We start from the raw sequence: 17,445 nt of genomic DNA, 5'->3' as shown, positions 1-17,445 counted from the left end.
CCATCTACCGAGTTCTGATGATGTTGACATACCAAACTGTTTTACCGGGTGTTCTGATGCTAGTGCTGGCTTCTGTAACGCAGGCTGCGGGCATTCTTCAACTGCGTGACAAAGATTCAGCGAAAACTTTTGACCTGAATACTTCGGCGATTCAAAAGCGCGCCGATGGGGTGCTGGCCTTGATGTCGTACTCGGTGATTATTGATCTGGCCAGTAGCAATCTGTCGATTCAGGGATCGGGCAACGACAAAGAAACCTTGGCGATGAGCCAGCTCGGTGGTGGCGCGACGATCAGCAAGGAGACGCCGCTTTATCTGGAGGGCGCGGTGGCTTATAGCCGCTATGATCCGACTTTTGTCGCAACTGATGGTACCGATGAGCGCAAAATTCCACTGAAATGGACGACAGTGTCCGGCTCGGGTGGCATAGGTTGGGATTTTCCAATTAGCGAGAACTGGGTGGTTCGGCCGATTTTTACTTTTTCACTTGGCAAGGTCGCCAGTGATTTGAAGCTGGCTAACTGGTGGATAGAGCGCCAAACCGACCGGGAGCTCAATTTTGCCGACGGCGGCAGTATGAATGCGCTCGGTCTGGGCGGTGCGCTGATGGTCGATTACGAATATGTTTCGCCCGAGTTCGAATACGACCTGGAGCTACGCTATTCGGCGGTTCATCTGCAAGGGTTTGCCAACGGCAATAGCATCGATGGCGAGGCTGATTCGCAAACGGCCAATTTATGGACTCGCTATCGTGCACCGACCGGATTGACCGTTTTCTCGCGGCCATTGCGCTATGTGCTTGAGTTCTCGCATTCGCGCTATTACGGTGATCAGGCCGGGGCTTTGGGCTTTGATTATCTGTCGACACTGGGCGCCGGGATCGAGTTTGACTCGACGGCCTACACCAGCTTCATTACCCGAACCCGGCTCTTGGGACGCTATATGTTTGGGCAGAATGTAGACGGTTTCGGGATCAGTCTGGCGTGCAGTTTCTGACGGGTATTGCTCTGTAGGCCTTTTTTAATAATGGCTACAGAGCAATACCATTGGTCTTACAGCATGTAACGCGCTAGGTCTTCGTTACCTGCCAACCCGCCCAGTTTGTCCTGAACGAAGTTCGCGTCAACCGCTATCGTTCCGCGTTTGGCATCAAATGAAATGTCTTCGAGCAAACGCTCCATAATCGTGTAAAGACGGCGCGCGCCGATGTTTTCGGTGCTTTCGTTCACCGACCACGCCATTTGCGCCATTTCCTTAATCCCGTCATCGGTAAAACTTACCTCGATCTCTTCGGTCGCCAGCAAGGCCTGATATTGCTTGGCAAGACATGCATCGGTGCCGGTCAGAATGGTCGCAAAATCGTCAACGGTCAGCGAATCGAGTTCGACGCGAATCGGGAAGCGCCCTTGCAGCTCGGGAATCAAATCAGACGGTTTGGCCAGATGGAATGCGCCGCTGGCGATAAACAGGATATGGTCGGTTTTGACCATGCCGTATTTGGTACTAACCGTCGTGCCTTCGACTAATGGCAGCAAGTCGCGCTGTACGCCCTGGCGTGATACTTCGCCACCACTGCCTTCTGATCGCGTCGTGACTTTGTCTATCTCGTCAATAAACACAATGCCGTTTTGCTCGACCGCCTTGAGCGCCTCGGCTTTGGCGTCGTCTTCGTTAACGAGCTTGGCGGCTTCTTCCTCGATCAGATGTTTCAGCGCATCGGCCACTTTCATTTTTTGTGTTTTGGTTTTGCCGCCCATCGCGCCTTTGAACATTTGCTGGATCTGGCTGGAAAAGTCTTCCATACCCGGTGGTCCGAATACTTCCATCGTCGGCGCTGCGGCGGCGACTTCGATGTCGATTTCCTTGTCGTCAAATTTGCCCTCGCGCAGCATTTTTCTGAATTTCTGCCGCGTTTCCGACATTGGGTCTTCATTATTGACGCTGCCGTAATTATTGTTGCCCGCCGGTGGTGGTAGCAGGACATCCAGAATGCGGTTCTCGGCGGCGTATTCGGCACGCACGCGATTACGGCTAATCGCCACATCACGCACCTGTTTGATCGCGATTTCCATCAGATCACGGATGATGCTGTCCACATCTTTACCCACGTAGCCGACTTCAGTGAATTTGGTCGCCTCGACCTTGATGAAGGGCGCGTCGGCCAGCTTGGCCAGCCGGCGGGCGATTTCGGTTTTTCCAACGCCGGTCGGACCTATCATCAGGATATTTTTTGGTGTGATTTCATGGCGCAGCGGCTCGGCTACCTGCTGGCGACGCCAGCGGTTGCGCAAGGCAATCGCTACGGCTTTCTTGGCTGAGGCCTGGCCGACAATGTGTTTGTCGAGTTCGTGAACGATTTCCTGCGGCGTCATTTGCGTCATGGCGTATTCCTTGAAAACAGATAAGGCTCAGATCGGGGCAAAGCCGGATTTTTAAAGTGAAGCTATCCCCGATTTGGCTTGTGCCGGACGATTAAAGCCGCAAGCAAAAGCGTAGGGTGCGTTCTACACTGGTACGAACGATGCTGATGCAGCTCAGAATTCAGTGCGCAGCTCGGACCTGTTCGGGGGGAAAATATGAATGTGTTAGATGATGACTGGCTGACCGATGATACGCAGGATGAGACGATCAGCAAGGTGGAGCCCTGGAACGTGCTGGTCGTCGATGACGAGCCCGATATTCACCATGTAACCAAACTGGCGCTGTCCAATATCGATTTTTTGCAGCGGCCGCTCAATATCATGTCGTGTTATTCGGGTAAAGAAGCCATTGCCTTGCTGGCTTCACGCGATGATATTGCGCTGGTGCTGCTGGATGTCGTGATGGAAACCGAAGACGCCGGTTTGACAGTGGCGCGCGAAATCCGTGAGACGCTCAATAATCACCATACCCGGATTATCTTGCGTACCGGCCAGCCCGGCGTTGCACCGGAACGTCAGGTAATTGAAAACTACGACATCAATGATTACAAGGCTAAAACCGAACTAACGCGCGACAAGTTATATACCTCGGTGCTGGGCACATTGCGCTCGTACCGTGACATCATGCTGATCGAGCACCAGCGCGCCCAGCTGGACGCCAACCGCCGTGGCCTGATCAAGGTCGTCGATGCCACGACCAATATTTTCCGTCTGCAATCGATCCAGCAGTTCGCTCAGGGGGTCCTCGAACAACTGCAATCGCTGCTGTTTTTCGAGCAGGACGCCTTATATCTGGTCGTCAACGGCGGCATGACGGCCTTAAGTCATGAAGATGATGTCACCGTCATGTACGCCACTGGCGGATATAGCCAGTATTGCGGTCAAAAACTGGGGCAAACCGAGCTAAGCCGTTTGCAAGGATCGATTGATGAGGCGATTGCCAAGCAGCAAAGTATTTATGCCAGTGATCATTTTGTCGGTTTTTTCCTGTCCCCGCATGGCCCGATTAATTTGCTGATCATTGATGGCCCGGTCGCACTCTCACATCCTGATGCGAATTTGATCGACCTGTTTTGCAAAAATGTGTCGATTGCCTATGAAAACCTGATGCTGAACCGGGAAATCGAAGACACCCAGCGTAGCATCATTTATCAGCTCTCCGAAGTCATCGAAAACCGCTCCAAGGATACCGGCAAGCATATTCACCGGATGGCCGAGTTTTCATATGTGCTGGCGCTTGAGCTGGGGCTGGGCGAAGAAGAGGCACAAATTATCCGCTCAGCGAGCCCTTTGCACGACATCGGCAAAGTCGGGATTCCCGATCTGGTACTGAACAAACCGGGGCCGCTCAATGGTGATGAACGTGCCGTGATGGATACCCATGCCCGGCTTGGTTATGAAATGTTGCGTGAATCCAAACCACGTATTCTGAAAATGGCCGCAACGATTGCCCACGAACATCATGAAAAATGGGACGGGTCGGGTTATCCGCGCAAACTCAAGGGCGAAGAAATCCATATTGCCGGACGAATTATTGCGCTGGCAGATGTGTATGATGCGCTGGCGCACTCCCGCTGTTACAAAGACCCCTGGCCGCGTGACAAGGTGCTCGATACGATACGCGAAGGCACTGGTAAGCACTTTGATCCGAAGGTCGTCGATGCATTTTTCCGGTGCCTGCCGAAAATCGAAGAAATCCGGCAGGCCTTAACCGATCATTGAAACTTTCTTGCGCGCTTTTAAGGTTAAAATGGGGGATTACCTGGGTAATCCCCCATTTTTTGGCTGATCAAAATGACAAAAGACTATCTTGAACGAACCTTGTCCGCCCGCGTTTATGACGTGGCGATTGAATCTCCGCTGGAACTCGCCCCCAACCTGTCGCGCCGGATCGGTAACCATGTTTATTTCAAGCGTGAAGACATGCAGCCGGTTTTTTCGTTCAAGATTCGTGGTGCCTACAACAAAATGGCGCAACTGAGCCGCGCCGAGCTTGAGCGTGGTGTCGTTGCTGCATCGGCTGGCAATCATGCGCAAGGTGTTGCGCTGGCCGCGCAACATCTGCAATGCCGTGCAACCATCGTGATGCCGGCGACCGCGCCGCGAATCAAAGTCGAGGCGGTATCTCGTCGCGGCGCAGAGGTGGTGCTGGTTGGCGAGTCATACTCCGATTGTTATGAGCATGCAGTTCAACTGGCGGCAGAAACGGGAGCGACTTTTGTTCATCCCTACGATGACCCGGATGTGATTGCCGGACAGGGAACCGTCGCAATGGAAATCTTGCGCCAGCACCCGGACCCGTTGCATGCCGTATTTATTCCGGTCGGCGGCGGTGGTCTGATTGCCGGCATGGCCGCGTATATCAAGCGCTTGCGTCCTGATGTCAAAGTCATCGGTGTTGAGCCAACCGACGCCAACGCGATGTATTTGTCACTCAAATTAGGCGAGCGGATCACCTTGCCACAGGTCGGTATTTTTGCCGATGGTGTTGCGGTCAAGCAGGTCGGCGAAGAAACCTTCCGCCTGTCGCAACAGTTTGTCGACGATGTGATTCTGGTCGATACCGACGCGATGTGCGCGGCGATCAAGGATGTGTTCGAAGATAACCGCTCGATTCTGGAGCCGGCAGGCGCCTTGGCGATTGCCGGAATGAAAGCCTGGGCGGCGCGCGAAGGCGTGCAGGGGCAGACCCTGATTGCGATTGCATCGGGTGCGAACATGAATTTCGATCGCCTGCGCTATGTCGCCGAACAGGCCGAAATGGGCGAGCAGCGCGAAGCCATCATGGCTGTTACGGTGCCGGAAAAACCGGGCAGTTTCAGAAAATTTTGCAGCTTGATCGGTGCACGCAATGTGACCGAATTCAATTATCGTTATGGCTCGGATTCCGAAGCGCATGTGTTTGTCGGCTTGTCGATTCAGCATCGCAGCGAAGTCGTTGAGCTGATCGAGAAACTGGCAGCAGAAGGATTGCCCGCGCTGGATCTGACCGACAATGAAATGGCCAAATTGCATATCCGCCATCTGGTCGGCGGGCATGCGCCGCTGGCGGTGAACGAACGCGTGATCCGCTTCGAGTTCCCCGAGCGTCCGGGTGCTTTGCTGAATTTCCTCAACGGCATGAGCGACACCTGGAATATTTCACTGTTCCATTATCGCAATCACGGCGCCGATTATGGCCGGGTACTGGTCGGAATTCAGGTGCCGCCGCAGGATGATGCCCAGTTTCAGGATTTCCTCTCGCGGTTGGGTTATCCATACTGGATTGAAACGCAGAATCAGGCCTACCAGCTCTTTCTGGGAACCGATCAATAAGTAGCAAGCACCACACGCCGCGCCGCACACCTGTAATGGCTCGTGTGTATTGCGTGAAAATCGTGGTGCCATTTTTTGGGGGTGAACTTGCAGCTGATAGGCAGATTTTTCCGGCGCTATGCGGTGTTCTTTTCCGTGCTGCTCATTGGTGCCGCATTGATTCTGGGTGCGCTTTTTCTGTTGCATCAGCAGATGCAGCTGGCAACACAAAACCGGCTGGACCTGATGGCCGCCTCGCAGTCTGCCCAGCTAGAAGAACGGCTGGTTCAGCAGCAGGAAGTGCTACTGGGTTTGCAGGCCGCGCTGACACTCAATCCTACGCTGGATCGGCAGCAGTTTTATAATCTGCTACTGCAAAGCAATGTCATGTATCGGCATCCCGGCTTGCTGGCCGTGGCGCTGGCACGGCCCGTGGCCAAAGAGCAGCTGCCGCAACACATTCAGGCGGTACGTGCTGACAAGCGGATTGCGCCACTGGTTTATCGGCATTACCAGCCATCGCAAGTTGACGGCGCGCAGGAGTTATTGCTTGTCGAACATCTGTATCCGATCAACCGGCAAACTGAAAGTCTGCTGGGCAATAATCTGGCCGCCATGTCGGCATTGAAAGACGGGCTTGCTCTGGCACGTGACAGCGGACGCATGCTGGCCAGCCCGGTTTTCAAGATCGGGCAAGACAATATTTTCTGTTTCTATGCCCCCATTTATCGCGAATTGTCGCGCGAGCCCGCGGTTTCCGAGCGCCGGGCTCAGCATGTAGGCACCATTGTGGCCTATTTGCGTCTGGATGAAGTCATGCGCCCGCTAGTTCGTTCCATTGATGAATACGATCTGAGCTGGCAATTATTCGATCAGGGCTATGCCCAGCAGCAACTGGGAAACCAGCCTCGCGCCAGTCAGGTTATGGGGCAGCATTTTCAGTCTGGTCAGAGTTTAATCAGCAATCAAATTATTCATTTACCCGGTCGCCAGTGGCGACTTGCCTATCAGTCCAAATCGCAGCTCTGGAGCCAGCAGCAAGGCGAGTGGCTGCTGATTATTGGTTTGGTTGGCATGTTGTGTTTGCTGTTATGTGCGGTATTGATGCAGTTCCTGTACTCGTCGCGGCGCTGGTCATTGCAAATGCTGATGCAGGCCCAATTGCGCGAATACGAGCGCAAGGCTAGCGAGCGATTGTTGATTGAAACAATGCAGAAAAGTCATGATGCTCTGATCATCCGTGGCACGGATGGCCAGATTAAATACGCCAATGATGAGTCGCAAAGACTGTTTGCCAGCGATAGCGCGAGCCTGCTGGGCAGGAAGGATGCCATTTTTGACGCCGCCGAGCTTGGCGGCCTGGTGCTGCCGATGACGTTTACTGTGCCTTATTCGGGGGAAAACGGTCATTCGTGCTGGCTTGAAGTGAATTTGCAACCGATACGCAACGAACAACTGGAATACACCGGGACCCTGATGCAGGTGCGTGATGTCTCTACTGCTTATGTGCAGCTGCTTGAACTGAAAGAAGCAAAACATCATTTGCAGGATATGGTCGAGTTGTCGAGTGACTGGTTCTGGGAACAAGATACCGAGGCTCGATTTACGATGGTGACCGGTGGTTTCTTTAACCGTTTCGATCTGCCACAAAGTTACTTTATTGGCAAACGACGCTGGGAGTTGGGGCAGGGTGGCTTGACCCAGGCCGAATGGGATGCGCACCGCGAAGTGCTGGCGGCGCAGCAGCCATACCGGGATTTTGAATACACTTCAACGCTGGGACGCGAAACCATTATTGTCAGCGTTTCGGGTTATCCGGTTTTTGATGAGCAAGGCCAATTCAAAGGCTATCGAGGTATTGGTCGCGATGTGACGGATATCCGTGCTGCTCAGAAAGCCTTGTTGTCAGAGCAGCGACGTGCGCAGGCAACGCTCGACTCGATTGCCGATGGCGTGATTACGACCGATGTGGACGGTCGGGTCGATTATCTCAATCCGGTGGCATCGTCACTGATAGGCTGGGAGTGCGCTGCCGCCAGCGGTCAGATGCTGACGACGATTTATCAGACGGTCGATCACCTTCATCGCCTGCCTATGCCTGATCTGGTCGCGAATATTCTGCGCGAAGGTGCCGAGGCGCATGGCGCACGTCGCAGCGTTTTGCTCAATAAGTTCGGTTTGAATTTTCAGATTGAAGAAACTGCCGCGCGAATCCGTGACGAACACGGCCGGACGATTGGTGCGGTGCTGATTTTCCGTGACATCAGTAACTGGCGCGATCTGGACGACAGGGTGGAGTTGTTATGATGGGTATTGCCGTGCAGCCTTTTATAAATATGGGCTGCACGGCAATACTGTTGGTGGTATTAGTCGGACAAACCTTCAAACAACTTGGTCGACAAATAGCGCTCGCCAAACGATGGAATAATCACAGCGATCAATTTACCCGCATTTTCCGGGCGGCGAGCCACCTGAATTGCAGCCCAGGTTGCTGCACCCGCTGAAATCCCGCACAAAATCCCTTCCTGTGTTGCCATCGCACGTGCCGTGGCAAATGCATCGTCGTTCGTCACGCGAATCACTTCGTCGTAAATGGCCGTATTCAAAACCGCCGGAACAAAGCCAGCGCCAATACCCTGAATCGGATGCGGGCCTTTGGCGCCTCCGCTAAGTACCGGGCTGGCGTCAGGCTCGATGGCAATCGCCTGGAACGATGGTTTTTTCGCTTTGATCACTTCAGCGACACCAGTAATTGTGCCGCCGGTGCCGACGCCGGCAATCAGAATATCAATCTGGCCATCGGTGTCTTCCCACAATTCAACCGCGGTGGTGTTGCGGTGAATTTCCGGATTGGCCGGGTTTTCAAATTGCTGCGGCATAAAGTAATTGGCGTGCTCTTCGGTTAGTGCCTTGGCTTTGCCAATCGCGCCGCCCATGCCTTCGGGGCCCGGAGTCAGGATCAGTTCGGCACCATAGCCGCGCAGCAGTGCGCGACGTTCTTTCGACATCGTTTCCGGCATCGTCAGCACCAGCTTGTAGCCGCGCGCCGCGCAGACCATCGCCAGACCAATGCCGGTATTGCCCGACGTTGGCTCGACAATCACCGTGTCCGGGCCGATTTTGCCAGCGGCTTCGGCGGCGTCGATCATGCTGACCGCGATCCGGTCTTTGACCGAATGCGAAGGATTCATGTATTCAAGCTTGGCGACGATGGTCGCGCCGCCGTCGTTAATGCGGTTCAGGCGTACCAGCGGCGTTTTGCCGATCAGTTCGGTGACATCATTGGCGATTTTCATACGTGTCCATCCTTGAGGTGAATTAGGGGATAATCGATAGATTGTAGTCTTACTTGCCAGATCAGTTGAAGTAACTCTTCATTTTAAGGAAAGAATATGCAGGTCTATCGTGTTGGCGGTGCAGTGCGTGATCGTTTATTGGGTTTGCCCGTTAAAGACATTGACTGGGTCGTTGTCGGTGCGACGCCCGAGCAAATGCTCGCGCTAGGCTATCAGGCCGTTGGCAAAGACTTTCCGGTTTTTTTGCATCCAGATACTCATCAGGAGTATGCGCTGGCACGCCTTGAACGTAAAAGCGGCCACGGCTATACCGGCTTTACTGTTCATGCCAGCCCGGTGGTGACGCTGGAGGAGGATTTGTTGCGCCGCGATTTGACGATTAATGCCATGGCGCAGGGTGACGACGGCCAGATTATTGATCCATTCAATGGTCAGGCCGATCTGAAGGCCAAGTTGCTGCGCCATGTTTCGCCGGCGTTTTCTGAGGACCCGGTACGCATTTTGCGCCTCGCCCGATTTGCTGCCAGATTTGGTTTTAGCACCGCACCGGAAACCATGGCGCTGATGCAGCAAATGGTCGCCGACGGTGAAGTCGATCATCTGGTGCCCGAGCGCGTCTGGCAGGAGCTGGCCAAAGGCCTGATGGAAGACCAGCCCAGTCTGATGTTTGCGGCGCTCAGAGAATGCGGCGCGCTGGCGCGCATTGCGCCGGAAATCGACGCACTGTGGGGCGTACCGCAGCGCGCCGACTACCACCCCGAAGTCGATACCGGGCTGCACACGATGCTGGTGCTCGACTACGCCGCAGCGCAGGGCTGGCCACTGGCCGTGCGCTTTGCTGCGCTGTGCCACGATTTGGGCAAGGCGACGACGCCAGCCGATATATTGCCGCAGCACATCATGCACGAATCACGCGGCGTGCCACTCGTTGAGCAACTCTGCCAGCGCTTACGCGTACCCGCCGAATGCCGCGATTTGGCAGTCATGGTCTGCCGTGATCACACGCAGGTGCATACCGCTTTGCAATTACGGCCGGAAACGGTGTTGAAATTATTTGTTCGTTGCGATGCTTTCCGTCGTCCCGAACGCTTTAATCAAATGCTGGACGCGTGTCTGGCCGACGCACGCGGCCGTTACCAGTTTGAAGATTGTGATTATCCGCAGCCCGACTATTTGCGTCGCTTGCTGGCGGCGGCCAATGCGGTGAACGCGGGTGAGATTGCGCAGTCGTGCAGCGATAAAAAACAAATTCCACACGCGGTCGAGCAGGCGCGGATTGCGGCGATTGCCGCTGCGAAATGAAACGGCACAACAGAGCCTAATCATTTGTGCGCGATTGGGGGCTGGTATTGCTGATTTTCCAACCGGCCTTTGAGCCGGTTTCTTTTCGTCTATATGTCAAAAAACTGAATAAATTTTTCAGTATTGTTGCATGCGATAAAAGCCCCTGCGCAGAGGCCATAAGCCCACCTTAAACTGGATTCAAGGTTAGGTGTTAGGGTAAACCCGTATCGCTTAAGTCTTTGAATTACAGATAGAAAAACAGCTATTTTCTTGGGGTTTTGTGCCGGTGAATTTTATTTCCTCATTAGAAATAGTGACTTAGCTCACATGGGCTTTTTCAGCTCAATCGTTTTTTTGCTTTATGGCCTGGGTTTTCAGCGCGGGAAAACGATGTTAATAATGTCGGCATTATGACTTTGGCGTAGAAATCGATGTCGATCTACCAACTTAAATCTGCCTTTCAATCTCTGCTCCGTCCACTGGTGATTCGCTTGGCGGCGGCGGGTGTCACTGCCAATGTGGTGACCATTTTTGCGATGGCAGTTTCCGTGCAGCTGGGGATGGTGTTGTTTTTCTCATCCTTAATGCAAGAGGCTGTGCCGGGGCAATCGATCTGGTTACTTTTACCCATCTGGCTGTTTATTCGCATGGCACTGAACGCCATTGACGGCATGCTGGCGCGTGAACATGGGCAAAAATCGAATTTGGGTGCGATTTTGAACGAGGTCGGTGATGTGATTGCTGATGCGGCTTTAACGATGCCGTTTTTGATCCTGGCTTGGCGTCTTGACGACCCGATCGCTGTCCCTTTGGTTTTTACCGCCTTGATCCTTGCCATGATCACTGAATTTATCGGCGTGCTTGGCCCCATGCTCGGTGCGAGTCGCCGTTATGATGGCCCGTTGGGCAAGAGTGATCGTGCCTTTGTTTTTGGTGCGCTGGCTTTGGTCTATGGCTTGGGGCTGATACCGATGGGCGTACCGGTATTGAGCTGGGTATTTGGCATCGCCTCGCTATTGTTGCTTGCGACCTGCATTAAACGCGCGCGTGCCATGCTGGCCGAGGTAAACAATGCCTGAATTTTTTCGGTCTTTTATTTCGCCAATCGCGCCGCAATTGCAATACGCCTTGCTTGCTGTTTTTGCATTACTCATTATCGCCAGTGTGACGGTGAAAATGCTGGGCTTGCGTTACCCAAGCAAAGATTGGCGCGAGCTGAAAGCGCGGATCAATACCTGGTGGTGGATCGTGCTGGTGTTTTCGCTGACCTTGCTCGGGCATAAATATCTGGCGCTGAGCGTGTTTGCGCTAGTCAGCTTTTTGGCGTTTAAGGAATACCTCACCTTATCTGCGACGCGTGAAGCCGACCATATCGTGTTGTTCTGGGCTTATCTTGCGATTCCGCTGCAATATTTCTGGATCGGTATTTCGTGGTACGGGATGTTTGTACTGTTTATTCCGGTGTATATGTTGCTGCTCTTGCCGATGCGCATGGTACTGATTGGCGAAACCAAAGGTTTTTTAAAGTCAGCGTCGTCCTTGCATTGGGGCTTGATGATTTGTGTGTTCAGCCTGTCGCATCTGGCTGCTTTGCTTGATTTGCCGGGCAAAGCGGGCGAGGGCGCCAAGTTGCTGTTTTTTTTGGTCGCGCTGACGCAGGCGAATGACGTCGCGCAATATCTGTGGGGCAAATCAATCGGTCGGCGCAAAGCCAGCCCAACGGTCAGCCCGAATAAAACCCTGGGTGGTTTGCTCGGCGGCATTGCAACGACGACCTTGCTGGCCTGGCTGATCGCACCGTATCTGACGCCGTTAAGCCCGCTGCATGCGCTGTGCGCGGGTTTGTTGATCGGCACGATGGGCTTTATTGGCGATATTGTCATTTCTGCCGTCAAACGCGATTTGGGCGTTAAAGACTCAGGAACGCTGTTGCCCGGCCACGGCGGTATTCTGGATAGGCTCGATTCGCTGACCTACACCGCGCCGCTATTTTTCCACTTTATCCGTTACCTCTACTTCTAGAAGTTAAGGCAAAAACATGCATGCTGCGTTGTTACGGCCTTGCCGTACTCGATGTACTGTCTACGGCCGTACGCCTTGCCTGCATGCTTTTGGATTTCGAATTAATTTGAATGTCGAACTTCTCAATACTTAGGGGAAGTATGTTCAATTTCAGAACCTTATTTGTCCTGCTGGTTGCTCGTCCGGTGGTGAAGCTGTGGCTGGGGCTGACGGTGCGCAATGCCGATCGCCTGCCGCATAAAGGCCCTGCAATCGTCATCGCCAACCACAATAGCCATCTCGATATTCTCACGCTGTATTCGCTGTTTGATTTAAAAGACATCGCCAATGTCCGCCCGGCAGCGGCGGCGGATTATTTTTTGCGCAATCGTGCGCTGGCGTGGTTTGCCACGCAGGTGATTGGCATTATTCCGGTGCAGCGCGGTGGCGCCAAAAAAGGCAGCGATCCATTAGCGGGCTGCCGCGAAGCCCTGCAGCAAGGCAAGGTGCTGATTTTATTTCCCGAAGGCACGCGCGGCGAGCCTGAGCAGCTCTCCGAAATTAAATCGGGCCTGTGGTATCTGGCGCAGGAGTTCCCCGAAGCGCCAATCGTGCCGGTGTATATGCACGGCCTTGGCCGCGCAATGGGGCGCGGGCAGTGGTTGCCGATTCCGTTTTTTGTCGATGTCGCGATAGGCCGGCCTTTGCCGTGGCTGCCGGAACGCCCGTTGTTTAAGGTGCAAATTGCTGAGCAGTTTCAATATTTACGCAAGAAAGTCGTTCCCACACAGGAGTAATGTTTGATGCGTCAAATCCGTGAATGCCAGGAAAGTCAGTTTTCATCGTTTGATCAACACGGGATTTTTTATCGCCACTGGGCGCCGCTGCAGGTCGGTAGCGCACGGCGGGCGATTGTGCTGCTGCACCGCGGGCACGAACACTCTGGGCGCGTCCAGCACATTGTTGACGAATTGGGTCTGGACGATGCGGCTTTCTTTGCCTGGGACGCGCGCGGCCATGGCCGCAATGAAGGGCTGCGTGGCTATTCGCCGAACTTGGCGAGCACCGTGCGCGATCTGGATTGCTTTATCAAGCACATCACGCATGCACACGGCTACGCGCCGCAAGACATGATCGTCATCGCACAAAGCGTCGGTGCGGTGCTAGCCAGTACGTGGGTGCACGATTACGCGCCGAATATCCGTGCGCTGGTGCTGGCTGCGCCCGCGTTTAAAGTGAAATTGTATGTCCCCGCAGCGCGCACCGGCATTGCCTTGATGCAAAAATTGCGCGGCCAGTTTTTTGTGAATTCCTACGTCAAAGCGCGCTTTCTGAGCCACGATCCCGAACGCATCGCCAGCTATGAGCGCGACCCGCTGATCACTAGGCCGATTGCCTCGCATATTTTGCTGGCGCTGTATGACACCGCCGAGCGCATTATCGACGACGCGGGCGCGATTACTGTGCCGACACAAGTGCTGATCTCAGGCGCGGATTTTGTCGTGCACCACGGCCCACAGCACGAGTTTTTCGAGCGCTTGGGCTCTACTGTGAAAGAAAAACACGTTCTCGACGGTTTTTATCACGATACCTTGGGCGAGCTGGAACGCGAAAAAGCCTTTGCGCTGATCCGCAGTTTTATCGCCAAAGTTGATCAGGGGGTATTGCCTCCAGATTTAAGCCTGGCTGACGTTCAGGGCTATACCTATAATGAGTATCGTGCTCTGCAGCAGCCATTAAGCTTGCTCAGCCCCAAGCGCTGGGAATTTGGCATTACGCGCCGCACCTTGGCCAGCATCGGCAAATTATCGAGCGGCATCCAGCTTGGCTGGCAAACCGGCTTTGATTCTGGATCGACGCTCGATTATGTCTATCGCAATCAGGCGCAAGGCATCACGCCGCTGGGCAAGCTCGGCGATAGAGCCTATCTCGATTCGGTGGGCTGGCGCGGAATCCGCCAGCGCAAAATCCATTTGCAGGAGTTGATAGTCGACGCTGTGCGCAGCCTGCACGCGGCAGGCAAACCGGTGCAGATTGTCGATATTGCCGCCGGTCATGGCCGCTATATTCTCGACGCGATTGATGGCCTGCCTTTTGATGATGTGCTGCTGCGCGATTACAGCGACATCAACGTCAAAGCCGGGCAATCCATGATTGCGCAGCGCGGCCTGAGCGATAAGGCACGCTTTGCGCAAGGCAATGCTTTTGATCGCGAGAGCCTAGCTACGCTGGAGCCGAAACCAACTTTGGCGGTGGTGTCTGGCCTCTACGAGTTATTCCCCGAAAATCAGGGCATACGCGACTCGCTCGCCGGTTTGGCCGCCGCCATTCCCGAAGGCGGCTATCTGGTTTACACCAATCAGCCGTGGCATCCACAGCTGGAAATGATCGCCCGCACGCTGACCAGCCACAAAGACGGCAAAGCCTGGGTGATGCGCCGCCGCACGCAAGCCGAAATGGATCAGCTCGTTGCCGCAGCAGGCTTTGAAAAAATCGGCCAACGCATCGACGAGTGGGGAATTTTTACCGTTTCGCTGGCACAGCGTAAAATCGCGCCAACGGTCGCCAGTTCAAACACTCGCGACGCTCTGGGCGAAGTGATGCCTTAATTTATGAGCCCGCATCAAGGCGGAACGCAGTCCACTGGGGGTTTTGACCTTGGCTTCCCCCTTTGTAAAAGGGGGATTGAGGGGGATTTGGCACTGTTTTAGCGGCAAGCATCGTCCAAATAGTGCAGAAATCCCCCCTAGCCCCCCTTCGTCGAAGGGGGGAATAGGTCCGATTGGCTTAAGTGAATGCTGTTTGGCAGCAAAGTGGGCTTTGCAAAGGATTTTTATGAATCAAAAACACATCAACGAGCTATTTGAAATCATCGCCGATGGCAGCCTCGATGCCGAGGATATTGCAGCGATGAGCGCCGAAGTTATTAAAGCGCACGCTGACCCGGCGGCGTATTTGCAAGCAGATACCGGGTCGCAATACCAGGAATCGTATCCGCTGCCATTGTGGGAATGGGTGCTGCTGGAGCAGTTGGAGGGCGGGCTGATTTTCCATGCAACGACAATCGACGCGCTGTACGCGCAGATTGTTGATGCTTTTGGCGACGATGAACTCGATCTGACGGTGGCCGATCTGGCAGGTTTGGACGCTGTGGTGGCTTTGAGCAAAGTTCAGGAAGAGCTCGCACCGACGTATAGCGTCGTCGATTTCAGTCAGTCAGTGGCCGACGAAAAACAAGTTGTTCTGGTTCGCACCGCCAAGCTGGCGCGCTTTCTTGAGTTGAGCGCAGCCTTGGGCATTCACGCTGCGGCATAAAGTGTGACGGCCAATACCTCTATGGGTATTGGTCTGTAGCTTAATTTCAGATTGAATCTTATCTATATACCCATGGCTTGCTTGTCGATATGAAAAATCAAACTCATCCTGATGGCTTGCCGTGGCGTTCGGCGATGTTGTGGCTGCTGCTCGCAGGCCCGGCTTTTTTCCTGTTTTATGGCAATGCCAATCAATACGCTGCAAGCTTGCCCGCCGAGCAAATCGGCAATCTGGCTTTTGCCTGGGAGCGCGACGCCATTCCGTTCTGGTCGTGGAGCATCGTGCCGTACTGGTCGATCGACCTGATGTTCGGATTTTCGCTGCTGCTGTGCGCCGATCAGCGTGAAGTGCGCACGCAGGCCTTACGCTTGATGCTGGCCACGCTGCTGTCATCGATCTGCTTTGTGCTATGGCCGCTGCGTTTTGGCTGGGACAGGCCAGCGGTCGATGGGGTATTGGGTGCGATGTTTGCGGCGCTGGGGCAGATTGATCAGCCCTTTAATCAGGCACCATCGCTGCATATCAGCCTGCTACTGATTATCTGGCTGCGTTTTGCTGCGTATTTGACGCATCCCTTGGCACGCGGCGTGCTGCATCTCTGGTGTACCCTGATCGGTATATCGGTGCTGACCACGTGGCAGCACCATTTCATCGATATACCCACCGGTTTTGCGCTGGGATTGCTGGTTTGCTACCTGTTGCCGATGTCGCCGCTGAGCTGGCGTGCTAGTCGCGAATGGCGGGCTGGATTAACACCTATCCAAGGCAAACAATCGCAAAAGCTGGCGCTGCACTATGGCTTTGGTGCGGTGATTTTTGCTGCCATCGCGATCTGGTTTCAAGGCTGGGCGTACTTGCTCGCTTGGCCAGCTATCGCGCTGGGCGTTGTTGCTGCGGTCTACGGCGCGCTGGGGCCGACGGCATTGCAGAAAATCGGCGGCGAAACATCGTTCGCCGTGCGTTGGCTGACTGCGCCGTATCGCGCTGCCGCAGCGCTGAGTCGGACTTATTTCCTGCGCAATGTCGATGCCGCGATTGAGATTTGCGACGGTGTCTGGCTTGGCGCGATTACTGCAGCGAGTGATCCGCGCTTTGGCGGTGTGCTCGACCTCTGTGCCGAATATCCGCGCCAAGCGCAGCCTGCCGCGAACTATATCAATCTGCCTTTGCTCGACTTAATCGCGCCCAGCCCGCAAGACATCGCGCAAGGTGTTGCGGCGATTGAGGCGCTACGCGCGCAAACGAATGGCGTTGCTGCACCGATCTTGGTGCATTGCGCCTTGGGATTTTCACGCAGCGCAACGATAGTCGCTGCGTGGCTGGTGCAGAGCGGGCGCGCGGCGAATATTGACGCGGCGATTGCGCTGATACGCCAGCGGCGGCCGGTGCATCTGAACGCTGAACATATTCAGTGGGCGCTGGTATGACGACGGAAATGCAGGCAGATCGCCAACACGCCGCGGTCATGGCCGCGCTGCTTGCGAGTTGCGCTTGGCTGATGTTGCCGACGCTAATCCACCTCGCGATTCATCCATTTGCTGGCACGGCGCAGGCTTGGCTTGCGCTGGCCTTGGCGTTGGGGCAGTTTTTTTACGGTTGGCGGCTCTTGTTTGACGCGAAATTATTCGCTGCCATCGCCCGTGGCGAGCTGCAGGAGGCTGCGCTCGATGACATGTTGTACTGGCTTTTTCGGCGAAAACCCTCAACGCTGCAGCCGAGAACGATGCTGCAAAGGCTGGCTGGCGCACGGCGATTATTAAAATGGTATTTAATTTTGATTGCTGCGTATTGGTTGTGGGTTATTGATTTGATTCAAAAAATTAACCGATAGTCTGC

General features: G+C 54.5%; 14 protein-coding genes. 12 read left to right on the top strand and 2 right to left on the bottom strand.

The features are described from left to right. The first annotated feature begins 17 nt into the window (after positions 1-17). Complete coding sequence (locus tag ACG2XO_RS02690) at positions 18-995, top strand: autotransporter domain-containing protein (protein ID WP_410499306.1); 978 nt, start codon at positions 18-20, stop codon at positions 993-995. Between the two features lie 56 nt (positions 996-1,051). Here ACG2XO_RS02690 and hslU read toward each other — a convergent pair whose 3' ends face one another. Next, positions 1,052-2,380 carry an ATP-dependent protease ATPase subunit HslU gene (hslU, locus tag ACG2XO_RS02685; protein ID WP_410499305.1) on the bottom strand — a complete coding sequence of 443 codons (1,329 nt, stop codon included), beginning with the start codon at positions 2,378-2,380 and terminating at the stop codon, positions 1,052-1,054. Between the two features lie 195 nt (positions 2,381-2,575). Between hslU and ACG2XO_RS02680 the strand changes: the two genes are divergently transcribed. The 3 genes from ACG2XO_RS02680 to ACG2XO_RS02670 all read left to right on the top strand — a co-directional run bounded on the left by ACG2XO_RS02680 (position 2,576) and on the right by ACG2XO_RS02670 (position 8,020). Further along, on the top strand, positions 2,576-4,141 hold the full coding sequence (locus ACG2XO_RS02680) for a DUF3369 domain-containing protein (protein WP_410499304.1): 1,566 nt from the start codon (positions 2,576-2,578) through the stop codon (positions 4,139-4,141). A gap of 72 nt (positions 4,142-4,213) precedes the next feature. After that, a complete protein-coding gene (gene ilvA, locus ACG2XO_RS02675) occupies positions 4,214-5,734 on the top strand; it encodes a threonine ammonia-lyase, biosynthetic (RefSeq protein WP_410499303.1) in 1,521 nt (506 codons plus the stop codon). Between the two features lie 135 nt (positions 5,735-5,869). Then, complete coding sequence (locus ACG2XO_RS02670; RefSeq protein WP_410499302.1) at positions 5,870-8,020, top strand: PAS domain S-box protein; 2,151 nt, start codon at positions 5,870-5,872, stop codon at positions 8,018-8,020. Between the two features lie 59 nt (positions 8,021-8,079). Here the strand turns inward: ACG2XO_RS02670 and cysK are convergent, their stop codons facing one another. After that, the gene (gene cysK, locus ACG2XO_RS02665) at positions 8,080-9,009 is read right to left on the bottom strand and encodes a cysteine synthase A (protein WP_410499301.1); all 930 of its coding nucleotides are present in this window, start codon (positions 9,007-9,009) and stop codon (positions 8,080-8,082) included. Positions 9,010-9,105: 96 nt separating this feature from the next. Here cysK and ACG2XO_RS02660 point away from each other — a divergent pair, with 96 nt between their 5' ends. The 8 genes from ACG2XO_RS02660 (at position 9,106) to ACG2XO_RS02625 (ending at position 17,440) form a co-directional block, all read left to right on the top strand. Next, the gene (locus ACG2XO_RS02660; protein ID WP_410499300.1) at positions 9,106-10,311 is read left to right on the top strand and encodes a multifunctional CCA addition/repair protein; all 1,206 of its coding nucleotides are present in this window, start codon (positions 9,106-9,108) and stop codon (positions 10,309-10,311) included. Positions 10,312-10,724: 413 nt separating this feature from the next. After that, positions 10,725-11,372: a CDP-alcohol phosphatidyltransferase family protein gene (locus ACG2XO_RS02655; RefSeq protein WP_410499299.1), complete on the top strand. Its 648-nt coding sequence runs from the start codon at positions 10,725-10,727 to the stop codon at positions 11,370-11,372. Continuing rightward, positions 11,365-12,315, top strand: a complete 951-nt coding sequence (locus tag ACG2XO_RS02650) for a phosphatidate cytidylyltransferase (protein ID WP_410499298.1) — start codon at positions 11,365-11,367, stop codon at positions 12,313-12,315. Before ACG2XO_RS02655 ends, ACG2XO_RS02650 begins: the two co-directional genes overlap by 8 nt. A 140-nt stretch (positions 12,316-12,455) precedes the next feature. After that, entirely contained in the window at positions 12,456-13,091 is a 636-nt protein-coding gene (locus ACG2XO_RS02645) for a lysophospholipid acyltransferase family protein (protein WP_410499297.1), read from the top strand. A 6-nt stretch (positions 13,092-13,097) separates the two neighbouring features. Next, entirely contained in the window at positions 13,098-14,903 is a 1,806-nt protein-coding gene (locus ACG2XO_RS02640; RefSeq protein ID WP_410499296.1) for a bifunctional alpha/beta hydrolase/class I SAM-dependent methyltransferase, read from the top strand. Between the two features lie 226 nt (positions 14,904-15,129). Then, positions 15,130-15,609, top strand: a complete 480-nt coding sequence (locus tag ACG2XO_RS02635) for a hypothetical protein (protein ID WP_410499295.1) — start codon at positions 15,130-15,132, stop codon at positions 15,607-15,609. A gap of 89 nt (positions 15,610-15,698) precedes the next feature. Next, positions 15,699-17,036, top strand: a complete 1,338-nt coding sequence (locus ACG2XO_RS02630) for a phosphatase PAP2/dual specificity phosphatase family protein (protein ID WP_410499294.1) — start codon at positions 15,699-15,701, stop codon at positions 17,034-17,036. Continuing rightward, positions 17,033-17,440: a hypothetical protein gene (locus ACG2XO_RS02625; RefSeq protein ID WP_410499293.1), complete on the top strand. Its 408-nt coding sequence runs from the start codon at positions 17,033-17,035 to the stop codon at positions 17,438-17,440. Before ACG2XO_RS02630 ends, ACG2XO_RS02625 begins: the two co-directional genes overlap by 4 nt. Positions 17,441-17,445: the final 5 nt, after the last annotated feature.

This window comes from Chitinibacter sp. S2-10 (assembly GCF_046530675.1).
Lineage (GTDB): Bacteria > Pseudomonadota > Gammaproteobacteria > Burkholderiales > Chitinibacteraceae > Chitinibacter.
Note: the sequence above shows the minus strand (reverse complement) of the source record. Positions and strands in the feature narration are given on the sequence as shown.

Excerpts from the sequence above, each read along its gene's own strand:
- ACG2XO_RS02690 (WP_410499306.1), top strand. The coding sequence starts at position 18 with ATGATGTTGACATACCAAACTGTTTTACCGGGTGTTCTGATGCTAGTG.
- hslU (WP_410499305.1), bottom strand. The coding sequence starts at position 2,380 with ATGACGCAAATGACGCCGCAGGAAATCGTTCACGAACTCGACAAACAC.
- ACG2XO_RS02680 (WP_410499304.1), top strand. The coding sequence starts at position 2,576 with ATGAATGTGTTAGATGATGACTGGCTGACCGATGATACGCAGGATGAG.
- ilvA (WP_410499303.1), top strand. The coding sequence starts at position 4,214 with ATGACAAAAGACTATCTTGAACGAACCTTGTCCGCCCGCGTTTATGAC.
- cysK (WP_410499301.1), bottom strand. The coding sequence starts at position 9,009 with ATGAAAATCGCCAATGATGTCACCGAACTGATCGGCAAAACGCCGCTG.
- ACG2XO_RS02660 (WP_410499300.1), top strand. The coding sequence starts at position 9,106 with ATGCAGGTCTATCGTGTTGGCGGTGCAGTGCGTGATCGTTTATTGGGT.
- ACG2XO_RS02655 (WP_410499299.1), top strand. The coding sequence starts at position 10,725 with ATGTCGATCTACCAACTTAAATCTGCCTTTCAATCTCTGCTCCGTCCA.
- ACG2XO_RS02650 (WP_410499298.1), top strand. The coding sequence starts at position 11,365 with ATGCCTGAATTTTTTCGGTCTTTTATTTCGCCAATCGCGCCGCAATTG.
- ACG2XO_RS02645 (WP_410499297.1), top strand. The coding sequence starts at position 12,456 with ATGTTCAATTTCAGAACCTTATTTGTCCTGCTGGTTGCTCGTCCGGTG.
- ACG2XO_RS02640 (WP_410499296.1), top strand. The coding sequence starts at position 13,098 with ATGCGTCAAATCCGTGAATGCCAGGAAAGTCAGTTTTCATCGTTTGAT.
- ACG2XO_RS02635 (WP_410499295.1), top strand. The coding sequence starts at position 15,130 with ATGAATCAAAAACACATCAACGAGCTATTTGAAATCATCGCCGATGGC.
- ACG2XO_RS02630 (WP_410499294.1), top strand. The coding sequence starts at position 15,699 with ATGAAAAATCAAACTCATCCTGATGGCTTGCCGTGGCGTTCGGCGATG.
- ACG2XO_RS02625 (WP_410499293.1), top strand. The coding sequence starts at position 17,033 with ATGACGACGGAAATGCAGGCAGATCGCCAACACGCCGCGGTCATGGCC.